This is a genomic window from Pseudomonas sp. PMCC200344 (assembly GCF_030053095.1).
Lineage (GTDB): Bacteria > Pseudomonadota > Gammaproteobacteria > Pseudomonadales > Pseudomonadaceae > Aquipseudomonas > Aquipseudomonas svalbardensis.
In genome coordinates this window covers 6323673-6336917 of record NZ_CP125618.1, presented here as the reverse complement: position 1 = coordinate 6336917, position 13245 = coordinate 6323673, and the positions used below count along the sequence as shown (strand labels likewise).

Below are 13245 nucleotides of genomic sequence, written 5' to 3'. Positions count from 1 at the left end.
GGTGATGGATGAGTAAGGTCAGTGTGTTGGTCGTGGACGACGCGTCGTTCATTCGTGACCTGGTGAAGAAGTGCTTGCGCAACTACTTCCCGGGTATCCGGATCGAAGATGCGGTCAACGGCAAGAAGGCTCAGGCCTTGCTGGCGCGGGAAGCGTTCGACCTGGTCCTGTGCGACTGGGAAATGCCGGAAATGTCCGGCCTGGAATTGCTGACCTGGTGCCGCGAGCAGGACAACCTCAAGACCATGCCGTTTGTGATGGTGACCAGCCGAGGCGATAAAGAGAACGTCGTTCAGGCGATCCAGGCCGGGGTTTCGGGTTACGTCAGCAAGCCGTTCACCAACGAGCAACTGCTGACCAAGGTCAAGCAGGCCCTGAACAAGGTGGGCAAGCTCGACACCTTGATGAACAGTGCTCCGACCAAAATGAACTCGGCGTTCGGCAACGACTCCCTGAGCGCATTGACCGGCGGCAAGGCTGCCGTGGTCGCACCCGCCGCGGCGCCGGTCAACCCGTTCGCCAAACCTGTCGCCGCCGCGCCGGCCCCGGCGGCTGCTCCGTCTCGCGGTCTGCTCAACAGCCCGCCGATCAAGCCTCCAGCGTCCTCCGCAGCGCCAACGGGCGGTCGTGGCCAGGGCCAATTGCGCCTGCCGAACGGCATTCAGCAATGTGTGATCAAGGCCTTGAGTCTCAAGGAAGCCTTGCTGGTGGTGAAACGCACCGACACCCTGCCGCAAGTGCTCGACAGCGCCGTGCTCGACCTGGAGCAGGGCGATAACGCCGAAACCGCCCGTCTGAACGGCTACCTGCACGCCATCGTCGCCCACGAGCCGAAGCCCGACAGCGACTGGCTGCAACTGACCTTCCGCTTCGTCGACCAGGATGCGCAGAAGCTCGATTACATTTCCCGTTTGATAGCACGTGGTACGGCGCAGAAGCATTTCATACCCGGCGCGTAGTTTTCGTCGTCTGACAGTCCGCCTTCGCGAGCAGGCTCGCTCCCACAAGGAAACGCATTCCAATGTGGGAGCGAGCCTGCTCGCGAAGGAGCCACCAGATTCACCACACATCCGCTGAACTGCCCATTTTGAAACATCTGCCGACTACCCGGGTCCATTGCAGCTGCTAGGCTCCTACCCAGGCCTTACTCGACAGAATCTTTCCCATGCTCGCGCGCCTGCTGTTTTTCTGCGGTCTTTTCATGGCCTCCACCTCGGCGATGGCCATGACGATCTACAAGTCCACCGACACCAATGGCGTGGTCTCCTACAGCGACCGCCCCACGACAGGCTCCAAGGTGTTCGTTTTTCGTGATCGCATGGTCGAGAATCTTGAGCGCCAGGTGTACGTCGTCATCACGAAGAAGAAGGGCGTAGACAGCGTTTACGTGCGCAATGACCTGTATGCGCCGGTAGAAATCGAGTTGAGCTTCGGCGGGCTGAAAAACGTCAGTGGTGCGCCGAGCCGACCGATCCGCCGGGTGATGCCGGCACGCAGCAGTATTCGTCTGGCGCTGCTCACAGCCACGCGGCCCGAAAGACCGCTCGCGTATACCCCAAAATTTGAATACTCCCTGGGCGACCCCTCAGGGGCCGCCATGGCCTATCGATACCCGTTGCCCTGGCGCGGTGGACCGTTTCGGCTGAGTCAGGGCGCCAACGGTCAATACAGCCACTTCGGTCCAAAGAACCGCTACGCCATGGACATCGCCATGCCCGAAGGCACGCCGATCATCGCAGCGCGTGGCGGTGTGGTGGTGAAAACCGAGAATGCCCAGACCGGGCGCGGCACCGATCCGTCGGGTAATTTCGTGCGGGTGCTGCACAATGACGGGACCATGGGCGTGTACCTGCACCTTAAGCAAGGTTCGGTGAGCGTTCGAGAGGGGCAACGAGTGTCGGTGGGGAGTCCGCTGGCCTTGTCGGGCAATACCGGCAACAGCAGCGGGCCGCACCTGCATTTCGTGGTGCAGCGCAATACCGGGTTGGGGCTGGTGTCGATCCCGTACCAGTTCAATCAACCGGTGGGCAGCCTGCCGAACTTTGCGCTCGGTAAACAGTGAGGTGTTGCCTGTTCTGACGCCTTCGCGAGCAAGCCCGCTCCCACAAGGTCTGTGCAAAACCTGTGGGAGCGAGCCTGCTCGCGAAGGGATCGACGCAGTTCTGGATCTGCCTGTTAATCCAGCATCAACACCTTGGCCAGAATAATCTTCGGCCCTTTCATCTTCTTGATGATGATCCGCAAGCCTTCGACTTCCAGCACCTCTTCCTCTTCCGGCACCCGTTTCAGGGTTTCGTAGACCAGCCCGGCGAGGGTTTCGGCTTCGATGTGGTCCAGGTCGATGCCCAGCAGGCGTTCGACCTTGAACAGCGGCGTATCACCACGCACCAGCAGCTTGCCCGGCTGGTACGCGAGGATCCCGCGCTCAGCCTTGCGGTGTTCGTCCTGAATGTCGCCGACCAGTACCTCCAACACGTCTTCCATGGTCAGGTAGCCGATGATGTTGCCGTCGGCTTCTTCGACCAGGGCGAAGTGCGAGCCGCCCTTGCGGAACTGCTCCAGCAATTGCGACAGCGGCATATGGCGCGAAACGCGCTCCAGCGGCCGGGTCAGTTCGGCGAGGTTGAACGACTCGGGAATGTGGTCCAGGGCTGCCAGTTCCAGCAGCAGATCCTTGATGTGCAGCAGGCCGACAAACTCCTGGGTATCGCTGTCGTATACCGGATAACGGCTGAACTTGTGGCGACGGAACATCGCCAGGATTTCCTTCAGCGGCGCATTGAACTCCAGGGTCACCAGGTCTTCCCGGGAGTTGGCCCAGTCGACCACTTCCAGTTCGCCCATTTCCACCGCCGAGGCCAAAACGCGCATGCCTTGGTCGCTCGGGTCCTGGCCACGGCTGGAGTGCAGGATCAGTTTCAGTTCTTCACGGCTGTAATGGTGCTCGTGATGAGGGCCGGGTTCACCTTGGCCGGCGATCCGCAGGATTGTGTTGGCGCTGGCGTTGAGCAGGTAAATGGCCGGGTACATGGCCCAGTAGAACAGGTACAGCGGCACGGCGGTCCAGAGCGATAGCAACTCGGGTTTGCGGATGGCCCAGGATTTCGGGGCCAGTTCGCCGACCACGATGTGCAGGTACGAAATGATAAAGAACGCCGTGAAGAACGACACGCCTTTGATCACTTCAGGCGACTGCACGCCGACGGCTTCAAGCAGCGGTTCGAGAATGTGTGCGAACGCCGGTTCACCGACCCAGCCAAGGCCCAGGGAGGCGAGGGTGATACCCAGCTGGCACGCTGACAGGTAAGCATCGAGCTGACTGTGAACGGTGCGCAGGATGTGTCCGCGCCAGCCGTTTTTTTCAGCGATGGCTTCGACCCGGGTCGAGCGCAATTTGACCATGGCAAATTCCGCCGCAACGAAAAAGCCGTTGAGCAAAACCAGGATCAGAGCAAAAAGAATCATGCCGAAATCGGCGAAGAGTGTCGCGAGGGTCAAGCCAGGGGAAGGGTCCATGATGGAGTTTTGCGGGTTCCGTATATTCGAAAGGAAAGAAAAAAGTGCGCCTGAAGGGCAGGCACAAGTCAGCCAATGTAGCGGCTGACCAAGTGATTGACCAGTGGCGCGTGCCGGCCGGTATCAGTCGGTGGCGCTGATGACCCGGGATTTTGTGACCTGGGCCGGCGCAAAATGGCAGGTAAAGGTGCTGCCATGGCCCGGCATACTGCTGATTTCCATCCGCGCGCGGTGGCGCAGCAGCACGTGTTTGACGATTGCCAGGCCGAGCCCCGTACCGCCGGTGTTGGAATTGCGGCTGGAGTCGACGCGATAGAAGCGTTCGGTCAGGCGCGGCAAGTGCTTGCTGTCGATGCCGATGCCGGAGTCCTGCACACTCAAGTGTGCGCCTTGCTCATCACCCCACCAGCGAATGCGGATATTGCCCTCGGCCGGGGTGTATTTCACCGCGTTGAACACCAGATTGGAAAACGCGCTGCGCAACTCGGCTTCGCTGCCCTTGAGCAGAATCGTCGGGTCGGCTTCCAGGGTGATCTTCTGATTGCGCTGAGCAGACAACTGCTGAGCGTCGCTCTTGATCGATTGCAGTAAGCCGTCGATGGCCACCGGCTGGTTGTCCGACGGGTAATCGGTGGCTTCCAGTTTGGCTAACAGCAGCAAGTCGTTGAGCAGCGTTTGCATGCGTCCGCCTTGCTGCTGCATCTGTTGCAGGGCACGGGACCAGCGCGGGTTCACGTCCTCGACGTTGTCGAGCAGGGTTTCCAGGTAGCCGCAGATCACCGTCAACGGCGTACGCAGTTCATGGGAGACGTTGGCGATGAAGTCTTTGCGCATCTGTTCCAGTTGATGGATGCGCGTCACGTCGCGCACCAGCATCAAGTGTTCGTTGTTGCCGTAGCGGGTGATGTACAGCTGAATGCGCAGACGATCATTGATCGGTGACGGAATTTCCAGCGGCTCGGCGTAGCTGTCCTGTTCGAAGTATTCCTTGAAGCGTGGATGGCGTACGAGATTGGTCACCGGTTGGCCGCTGTCTTGCGGGGTTTTGAGGCCGAGCAGAGTTTCGGCGGCGCGGTTCCACCATTCGAGGTTGCCGTCGCTGTCGAGCATGATCACTGCGTCTTTCAGCGCGGCAGTCGACTCCTGGACCCGGTCGATTACTGCTTGCAGGCGCCCACGCACACGTTGGTCGCGACGTTGCAGGTGGTAGATGCTGTCGAACACTTCGCCCCACAGACCATAGCCATCGGGCGGTGCTTCCTCGGGTTTGTGCAGGCGCAGCCATTCGTGCAGTCGCAGCAATTGCTTGAGGGTCCAGGCCAGGTAAAGGCCCAGGCCCGCGGCGAGGCTCCAGCCGTAGTAGCCGGTAATCAGGCCGATCACCAGGCAACCGGTCACCAGCAAAAGCATGTGGCGGATCAGGGTGCCATGCCAGTTTTGGTTCACTTGAGCGCGCGTCCTTGTCAGCTTGTCGTGCGGGAAAGGTCCGGATCAGGCCTTGGTGGAGAACCGGTAGCCGGTGCCGCGCACGGTTTGTACCAGATTTTCGTAAGCATCGCCGAGGGCTTTGCGCAGGCGGCGGATGTGCACGTCGACGGTGCGCTCTTCGACATAAACGTTGCCGCCCCAGACCTGATCCAGCAACTGGCCGCGGGTGTAGGCACGTTCCTGGTGGGTCATGAAGAATTGCAGCAGGCGGTATTCGGTCGGGCCCATCTCGGCGGGTTTGCCGTCGATGGTCACGCGGTGGCTGATCGGATCCAGCAGCAGACCACCGACTTCGATCGGCGTCTCGCCATCGGTAGGGCCGGCGCGGCGCAGCACGGCCTTCAGGCGCGCCACCAGCTCACGTGGGGAAAAAGGCTTGGTGATGTAGTCATCGGCGCCGACTTCCAGGCCCTGGATCTTGTTGTCCTCTTCACCCTTGGCGGTGAGCATGATGATCGGGATGTCCCCGGTCAGCTCATCGCGCTTGAGGCGTCGGGCCAGCTCGATGCCGGAGGTGCCGGGCAGCATCCAGTCGAGCAGGATCAGGTCCGGCTTGCGGTCGACAATGATGGCGTGGGCCTGCTGCGAGTTCTCAGCCTCCAGGCAGTCATAGCCGGCCATTTCCAACGCAACGGCGATCATTTCGCGAATGGGCGCTTCGTCGTCGACGATCAGAATGCTCCTGCCAACCATGCCTTTAATCCTCTTGTCATTTAACTGTCTTGCGCCGCATTAGATAACGGAATTATTGCAGTCGTGTGACAGTATTTTAGTCGCCCTGCGATTGTTGTGATCCTGAACTAAGCTTTAATTCCGAATCCTGACAACCACAAAAGGAAGGTTTCCATGAAGCAATACTCGCAATCCATCAAGGCTCTGATGCTGACGGCGGCCCTGGCGTTGCCATCGATGGCCTTCGCGGCTGAGCCAGCAATGATGAAAGACGGGATGATGGTCGATCATAAGGGTATGACGGTGTACACGTTCGACAAGGATGCTGGCGGCAAGTCAATGTGTAACGATGATTGTGCCAAGAACTGGCCGCCAATGATGGCTCCGGCGGGTGCAAAGGCCGAAGGCAAGTGGAGCGTTATCAAGCGCGATGACGGCACGAGTCAATATGCCTACGACGGTAAACCGCTTTACACGTTCGTGAATGACAAAAAACCCGGTGACATGGTAGGCGACAAAATGAAGGACGTCTGGCACGTCATCACCAATACCGGACCGAAGAAGTAAGCGAGTCCAGAAACCGCAAACCTGCCCCCATGCCGGGAGCAGGTTTGATTCAACGCAACCCGTAATCCAGCACAATCCCGACAAAAATCGCCAACCCGGCCCAGTGGTTGTGCAAAAAAGCCTTGAAGCAACGCATCCGATCCTTGCCGCGGGTGTACCAGAACTCCCACGCAAAACAGCCCGCCGCCGCCAGCAATCCCAAGTGAAACCAGCCGCCGAGCTCGAATTTCGACCCGGCCAGCAGCAGGCAACCCAGCGCCAGCCCTTGCAGGATCAGGATGATCACCCGGTCCGCCTCGCCAAACAGAATCGCCGTGGATTTCACGCCGATCTTCAAATCGTCGTCGCGGTCGGTCATCGCGTAATAAGTGTCGTAGCCGACGGTCCACAGCAGATTGGCGATCCACAGCAACCACGCCGCCGCCGGGAGTTCACCGGTCTCGGCGGTGAACGCCATCGGCATGCCCCAGGAGAACGCCGCGCCCAGCACCACTTGCGGGTAATAGGTGTAGCGCTTCATGAACGGGTAAGTGAAGGCCAGTGCCAAACCGCCGAACGACAGCCAGACCGTTGCTGCATTGGTGCACAACACCAACAGGAAACTCACGCCCATCAGCAGCGCGAAGAACACCAGCGCTTCTTTGGAGCTGATCTTGCCGCTCACCAATGGCCGCTGTTCGGTGCGTTTCACGTGGCCGTCGACCTTGCGGTCTGCCCAATCGTTGATCACGCAGCCGCCGGCACGGGTCAGTACCACGCCCAGGACGAAAATCACGATGTTGGCCAACGAGGGCGACCCTTTGCCGGCAATCCACAGTGCCCACAGCGTCGGCCACAGCAGCAGATAAATGCCGATCGGTTTGTCCATGCGGGTCAGCTGAATGAAATCCCAGGCCCTTGGATTCAAGCGATTCAGGGACTTGAGCAGGCTCTGGTACATCAGCAATTCTCCGGATGGGCGCGGGTGGCGTTCCACAGGGTCGGCAAGAAAATTTCGGCCACCAGCACGCTCAAGGCGCCGCGGTCGAAACGCGAACGGCGACCCCACAGTTCAGGTGCCTGGGACTCCATCGGCAGCCACTCCTGAGGATAGTGACAAACCTCGATAGCGCGGCGCTGGAACGCTTGATCGCAAAACAGCAATTCGCCCAGGGAGCGGCTGCCCAATTCGTCCATGTGCAGACCGTCGCCCTGCAACGCACTGCGCGCCGCCACGCTGCGCGCAAATACCCAGGCTTCGCCGTGGCCGCGCAGATACACCTCGCGAACCCAGCCCTCGCTGCCTTCGGCCAGGTCCAGCGCCGCACATTCGTCGGGGCGAAGCGGTTGCCAGCCTTCGAAGAGTGGCGTGACGCTGAAGCCGTCATTCGACAAACGGATCAGCCGTCGGGTCAAGGAGCCTTCGTCGAACAGCCAGTCGAGCGTAGACATGTCGGGGAGGGGCGTCAGTTGGCTTCGAGGGAGCCAAAGCGGGGTCGCAGCGGGGAATTTTGAGTGCGGCACAGTGAGTCATTATTGGCAGCAAATGAGGCGGCGAGCTTACCATGTCAGCCTGCGATTTTGATTGATCCGGCCGGCCATTGCGTCGAACAGGCTTGCATCTGCCGTGCCCGATCAGTACAAAACGCGCTGAGCCGGACGGCAGCGCTCCAACCATCGACCGTTCGCGCCGGCAAAAGCCTGAATCTTGAGGATGTACGTGAATGAAAAAGTGGCAATGTGTGGTCTGCGGCCTGATTTATAACGAAGCCGACGGCTGGCCGGATGACGGCATTTCGCCGGGCACCCTATGGCAGGACGTGCCGGAAGACTGGCTGTGCCCGGACTGCGGCGTGGGCAAGATGGATTTCGAAATGATCGAAATTAACTAAGACATTTGAAGGAGTAGGGAATGAACGCACCTGTCGTGATCGTCGGCACCGGGTTGGCTGGCTACAACCTGGCTCGGGAGTTTCGCAAACTCGATGGCGAAACCCCGCTGCTGCTGATTACCGCAGATGACGGACGCTCCTACTCCAAGCCGATGCTCTCCACCGGCTTCGGCAAAAACAAAGACGCCGACGGCCTGAGCATGGCCGAACCCGGCACCATGGCCGAGCAGTTGAAGGCCGAAGTGCGTACGCACACGCGCATCAGCGGCATCGACCCTGGCCACAAGCGCTTGTGGATCGGTGAGGAAGCGGTGTTTTACCGTGACCTGATCCTCGCCTGGGGCGCGGAAACCGTGCGGGTGCCGGTCGAAGGCGATGCGGCTGACGCAGTCTTCCCGATCAACGATCTGGAAGACTACGCGCGCTTTCGCGCAGCGGCGGCCGGCAAACGTCGGGTGTTGCTGCTCGGCGCCGGCCTGATCGGCTGCGAGTTCGCCAACGACCTGATCCTTGGCGGCTACGAGGTGCAACTGGTTGCACCGTGCGAGCAGGTCATGCCGACCCTGTTGCACCCGGCGGCGGCCGCTGCGGTTCAGGCCGGGCTGGAAAGCCTGGGCGCACGCTTCCACCTCGGGCCGGTGCTCAATCGCTTGCAGCGCGTTGCTGACGGACTGGAAGCGCATCTGTCCGATGGCCAGGTGATCCCTTGCGACGTGGTGGTGTCGGCCATTGGTCTGCGTCCGCGCATCGATCTGGCGGCTGCGGCCGGTGTGCAGGTCAATCGCGGCGTGGTGGTCGATCGCCACCTGAAAACCTCCCACGCCAACATCTATGCCTTGGGCGACTGCGCCGAAGTCGATGGGCTGAATCTGTTGTACGTCATGCCCCTCATGAGCTGTGCGAGAGCGCTGGCCCAGACCCTCGCCGGAAACCCGACGGCAGTGAGTTATGGCCCGATGCCCATCACCGTTAAAACGCCAGTCTGCCCATTGGTGGTTTCACCGCCGCCACGGGGTTTGGAGGGTGTCTGGACAGTCGAAGGGCAGGGCGCAGACATCAAGGTATTGTGCCGCGATGCCAGCGGTAAACTGCTGGGTTATGCCCTGACAGGCGCGGCGGTGATGGAAAAACTGGCCCTGAACAAAGAGCTTCCGGCACTGCTGGCGTAAATACTGGTCGTTCTGTCGGAATCACCCCTCTTTTGCCCTTACAAAGGTCGCGCCGAGACTGGCGCGGCTCTTCGCTGCGTGCCATCCTCACTCCCGTCTGCCGCAGAGTAGAGCACCTGCGGCGCTTTGGGCGCTGTTCCAACGAGAACAGCACGGACATAACAACAAAAAACCGTCAAAGGGGCTTCACTAATGCGTAAACCAGAACTCGCCGCTGCAATTGCTGAAAAAGCAGACCTCACCAAAGAGCAGGCCAACCGCGTTCTCAACGCCGTTCTCGAAGAAATCACCGGCGCTCTGCACCGCAAGGACAGCGTTACGCTGGTGGGCTTCGGTACCTTCCTGCAACGCCATCGCGGTGCCCGCACCGGCAAAAACCCGCAAACCGGTGAGCCCGTCAAAATCAAGGCCAGCAACACCGTTGCGTTCAAGCCAGGCAAATCGTTGAAAGACAGCGTCAATCCGTAACACGCACCGACTTCCCGCGTAGCGGGTGAGCGGGATAAAAAATGGGCACGCCAACTGGGTTGGGTGCCCATTTTTTTATGCCTGACGAATCAGCTGACTCGATTTTGTTGCTTGGCGAAAATCGCCGCCATCTCGGGTTCATCCAGATGATCCAGCGTTCGCTCCACCAACAAATGCACGCCGTCAGCCATGCGGCTGAGCGCCAAGGCTACGGAGCGGCGGGAACCGTCCACATCGTCGGCGAGGTTGGCGGCGATGGCGCTGATGGACAGCAGATCTTCCGAGGCATTGGCGAGAAGGGTTTCAGGGTGGATGCCCGAGCAGACGCTGAAGAGCTGGCCGTTGCGTTTTGGTGGTTTGGGGTCGGCTGGCGGGAAGTGATGGTCGAGGGCGCGCTCGGCGGCATCGTTGAGTTTGTTTGAATCGGGGCTTTCGTAGGGAGAGACCGGATCGGTGTCTGGCGGGTTGGGTGTGACCTTGAACATGATCTTCAATTCCTTGAATGATGCTGACAACACTTCGCCGACTAAACGAAGGGGTGGCAGCTGTACGCAGGTTAGTCGGACCGGGGAATTGAAGAAGCCGGCGCACCCGAAGGTGCCCTACGCACAGCCACCATCAAATGCAGGTAGGAAATACCTGTCTGACAGAAGCTTGTGCAACTTCAATTACCAGCGAGCGACTAAACCCGATCACTGATGGGCAGTGACAGGAACCAAGTTACCGACCGACCCCAAGGCGCACAAGCCGGCGGATTCTGGCGTAGCCGTAGGCAACGGCGCAAGGTGTTGTAGCTTGCAGGAAGTAACCTTGAGGCGTTTTAAACAAGCGCCGTCGAGCGGTGTTTAACCATCCTAAATGTTGGCACTCCTTAAAACCCGATATGAAATTTCCGCGATACCGAAAGTTCCAATGTGGGACTTTGTTTTGTGTATGAGGTGCCATCATTGTGGTGGCACTTTTCATACGGGCTGTTGTCGCTCCAATTTGTTGAAAGATGACAGCGCCTTTCGGAAGCCTCCTACATTTAATAATTTTTATTTTTGTCATGATTCAGATGCGTGCCAGCGATTCAATCGGCAGCGACCGCGGGTGATTGACAGCGATGTCTCTAAGTCGGTGCTTTCCGATCGATACGTCAGGCGAGGAAACATTAAACTGATATCAGGGAATCCCTTGCGATATATAAGGAATTCTCCTACGTGCAATAGACACACTTCGTCTTGTTGTTTAATCAGATGCTTGCTAGTGGCCATCATCGTGAGTACGATGCGCGCACTTGAAAGAGCACGAACTCAATTGGATGAGACTCATCGCAGCTCTTTGATACTGTCCCCACGCCTCGGTAATTCCATTAGGCGTATGACTGTAATCCTTAAAAAAGGCCATGGATGTCCTACTCAAGCAAACTTTCCGCTCATTACCTCGAACTCGCAAAAGCCTCTGTTTCCCAAGAGAATTTCGCGGGCGAGGACGTTCGCTTTTCGAGCGAATATGAGGCGCTGGAAAGCGAGCTGGGCAAAGCCCAATCCATGCACGAAAGCGGCCAGATCGACTGGCTGAAAATCCGCGAAAACAGTGAAAACCTGCTGCGCACCCAGTCCAAGGATTTGCGGGTTGGTGCCTGGTTGACCTGGGCCCTGTACCAGCGCGAATCCTTTCAAGGGCTGCTGGCCGGCCTCGGTTTGCTGCACTACCTGTGCGAAAGCCACTGGGCCGAAGTCCACCCGAACAAGGCCCGCACCCGCTCCGCTGCCGTCAGTTGGTTGGTTCCGCGTCTTGAGCAGGTGCTGACCGAAAACGTCGCGATCAAAGAGCAGTTGCCGATGTTCCGGCGGCTGGTCGAGCACCTTGAAGGTCTCGATGCTGCTTGCACCGAGCATTTGGGGGATGACGCTCCGCTGCTGCTGCCGATCTCCCGTCGCCTGAAGAACATGGTCCAGCGTGCCGCCGACAATCAGCCGGAACCTGGCGTCGTCGGGGCGGCGGTGGCTCAGGTCAAACAAGCCGCCACGCAATTGTTCACCCCCGGCGCACCGATCGATAACGAGAAAGAAGCCCACAAGGCCCTGCGTGCCCAGCAGGAAAGCGCGCGGCCGTTGTGTGCCTGGTGGCTCAAGCAGAAAGCCACCGACCTGCGCGCCTTGCGCCTCAATCGCACACTGTTGTGGTTGCCCATCGACGCGGTGCCCGAGCGCAACGCCGAGCAGATCACCGTTCTGCGCGGGTTGCCAGCCGACAAGCTCAAGGCCTACCAGGACCGTTACGACCAGGCCAAATACGCCGATCTGCTGGTGGAACTGGAGGCGAGCCTGGCGAAGGCGCCGTTCTGGTTCGATGGCCAGCGAATGGTTTGGGAGTGCCTCCAGGGGCTCAACGCCGAGATGGCAATGCGCGAAGTGGAAATCCACTTCGCGCTTTTGATTCAGCGCCTGCCCGGCATCATCGAATTGCGTTTCCATGACGGCGCCCCGTTTGCCGATCCGGCCACCCGTGCCTGGGTCAGCGCCTACGTCATGCCGCACCTGCAAAGCGCCAGTGCGCCGCGCAAGGTCGAAGTCGCCGACAGCCAGCCGGCCTGGGAAGTGGCCCTGGAAGAAGTCTTGCCGATCCTGCGCAAAGACGGCCTCAAGGCCGCCGTGCAGATCCTCAAGCAAGGCCTGCAAAGCGCCCACGGTGGACGCGTCCGATTCTTCTGGCAGTTCGCCCTCGCGCGGCTGTGCTTCATGGCCAAGAAATACGAACTGGCCAGGACCCAACTCGAAACACTCGACCAAACATTACAGGACTCAGGCCTGAACGCCTGGGAGCCCGATCTTGCGCTGGAAGTGCTGCATTTACTGCATAGCTGCTGCGAGTTGTTACCGCAGAACCATGCTGTACGTGAACGCAAGGAAGAGATTTATCGCAGGCTGTGCCACCTCGATCTCGAAGTGGTACTCGAATAGGCCCCAGGGCCACAACCGCAAGGAGAATAGCCATGGCCAAAGAAGGCTCGGTAGCCCCCAAGGAACGCATCAACGTCACTTTCAAACCTGCCACCGGTGGTGCTCAGGAAGAGATTGAACTGCCGTTGAAACTACTGGCAATCGGTGACTACACCCACCGCAAGGACGAACGTAAAGTCGAAGATCGCAAGCCGATCAGCATCGACAAGATGACCTTCGACGAAGTGCTGGCCAAGCAAGAGCTGCAGCTGACGTTGAGCGTACCGAACCGTCTTCAGGAAGAAGGCGACACTGAAGAATTGGCCGTGAAACTGCGCGTCAACTCGATGAAGGACTTCAACCCGGCCAGCCTGGTCGAGCAAGTGCCTGAGCTGAAAAAACTGATGGAACTGCGCGACGCGCTGGTGGCCCTCAAAGGCCCGCTGGGTAACGCGCCTGCGTTCCGCAAAGCCATCGAAGGCGTTCTCGCCGACGACGAATCCCGCGGTCGCGTACTGGGTGAGCTGGGCTTGAACGCCGCAGCCCAGGACGCCTGAGTCTCCATCA

General features: G+C 59.5%; 14 protein-coding genes. 8 read left to right on the top strand and 6 right to left on the bottom strand.

Annotated features, from left to right (window positions below; all coding sequences use genetic code 11):
• Positions 1-8: 8 nt before the first annotated feature.
• Both QFW87_RS29175 and QFW87_RS29170 read left to right on the top strand, forming a co-directional pair.
• Positions 9-959 carry a response regulator gene (locus QFW87_RS29175; RefSeq protein WP_283182236.1) on the top strand — a complete coding sequence of 317 codons (951 nt, stop codon included), beginning with the start codon at positions 9-11 and terminating at the stop codon, positions 957-959.
• 206 nt (positions 960-1165) lie between these two features.
• Complete coding sequence (locus QFW87_RS29170; protein ID WP_283189465.1) at positions 1166-2062, top strand: peptidoglycan DD-metalloendopeptidase family protein; 897 nt, start codon at positions 1166-1168, stop codon at positions 2060-2062.
• A 113-nt stretch (positions 2063-2175) separates the two neighbouring features.
• Here the strand turns inward: QFW87_RS29170 and QFW87_RS29165 are convergent, their stop codons facing one another.
• The 3 genes from QFW87_RS29165 to phoB form a co-directional block, all read right to left on the bottom strand.
• Positions 2176-3516 (bottom strand): hemolysin family protein, encoded by a 1341-nt coding sequence (locus QFW87_RS29165; RefSeq protein WP_283189464.1) that lies wholly within the window; start codon positions 3514-3516, stop codon positions 2176-2178.
• A 123-nt stretch (positions 3517-3639) separates the two neighbouring features.
• On the bottom strand, positions 3640-4926 hold the full coding sequence (gene phoR / locus QFW87_RS29160; RefSeq protein WP_283184655.1) for a phosphate regulon sensor histidine kinase PhoR: 1287 nt from the start codon (positions 4924-4926) through the stop codon (positions 3640-3642).
• Between the two features lie 81 nt (positions 4927-5007).
• Positions 5008-5697 (bottom strand): phosphate regulon transcriptional regulator PhoB, encoded by a 690-nt coding sequence (phoB, locus tag QFW87_RS29155; RefSeq protein WP_008150066.1) that lies wholly within the window; start codon positions 5695-5697, stop codon positions 5008-5010.
• 153 nt (positions 5698-5850) lie between these two features.
• Here phoB and QFW87_RS29150 point away from each other — a divergent pair, with 153 nt between their 5' ends.
• Positions 5851-6243, top strand: a complete 393-nt coding sequence (locus tag QFW87_RS29150; protein WP_283189463.1) for a hypothetical protein — start codon at positions 5851-5853, stop codon at positions 6241-6243.
• A gap of 49 nt (positions 6244-6292) precedes the next feature.
• On the opposite strand, the gene ubiA is transcribed toward QFW87_RS29150, so the two are convergent.
• Positions 6293-7183 carry a 4-hydroxybenzoate octaprenyltransferase gene (gene ubiA, locus QFW87_RS29145; protein ID WP_283189462.1) on the bottom strand — a complete coding sequence of 297 codons (891 nt, stop codon included), beginning with the start codon at positions 7181-7183 and terminating at the stop codon, positions 6293-6295.
• Complete coding sequence (locus QFW87_RS29140; RefSeq protein WP_283189461.1) at positions 7183-7746, bottom strand: chorismate lyase; 564 nt, start codon at positions 7744-7746, stop codon at positions 7183-7185. Before QFW87_RS29140 ends, ubiA begins: the two co-directional genes overlap by 1 nt.
• A 200-nt stretch (positions 7747-7946) precedes the next feature.
• Between QFW87_RS29140 and QFW87_RS29135 the strand changes: the two genes are divergently transcribed.
• The 3 genes from QFW87_RS29135 (at position 7947) to QFW87_RS29125 (ending at position 9751) form a co-directional block, all read left to right on the top strand.
• Positions 7947-8114: a rubredoxin gene (locus QFW87_RS29135; RefSeq protein WP_282376312.1), complete on the top strand. Its 168-nt coding sequence runs from the start codon at positions 7947-7949 to the stop codon at positions 8112-8114.
• A 20-nt stretch (positions 8115-8134) separates the two neighbouring features.
• Entirely contained in the window at positions 8135-9283 is a 1149-nt protein-coding gene (locus tag QFW87_RS29130) for an FAD-dependent oxidoreductase (protein ID WP_283182230.1), read from the top strand.
• 192 nt (positions 9284-9475) lie between these two features.
• Positions 9476-9751 (top strand): HU family DNA-binding protein, encoded by a 276-nt coding sequence (locus QFW87_RS29125; protein ID WP_003213368.1) that lies wholly within the window; start codon positions 9476-9478, stop codon positions 9749-9751.
• 89 nt (positions 9752-9840) lie between these two features.
• On the opposite strand, the gene QFW87_RS29120 is transcribed toward QFW87_RS29125, so the two are convergent.
• Positions 9841-10236, bottom strand: a complete 396-nt coding sequence (locus QFW87_RS29120) for a DUF6124 family protein (RefSeq protein ID WP_283189460.1) — start codon at positions 10234-10236, stop codon at positions 9841-9843.
• Between the two features lie 906 nt (positions 10237-11142).
• Here QFW87_RS29120 and tssA point away from each other — a divergent pair.
• Positions 11143-12699, top strand: a complete 1557-nt coding sequence (gene tssA, locus QFW87_RS29115) for a type VI secretion system protein TssA (protein WP_283189459.1) — start codon at positions 11143-11145, stop codon at positions 12697-12699.
• A gap of 32 nt (positions 12700-12731) precedes the next feature.
• Entirely contained in the window at positions 12732-13235 is a 504-nt protein-coding gene (gene tssB, locus QFW87_RS29110) for a type VI secretion system contractile sheath small subunit (protein WP_046045012.1), read from the top strand.
• Positions 13236-13245: the final 10 nt, after the last annotated feature.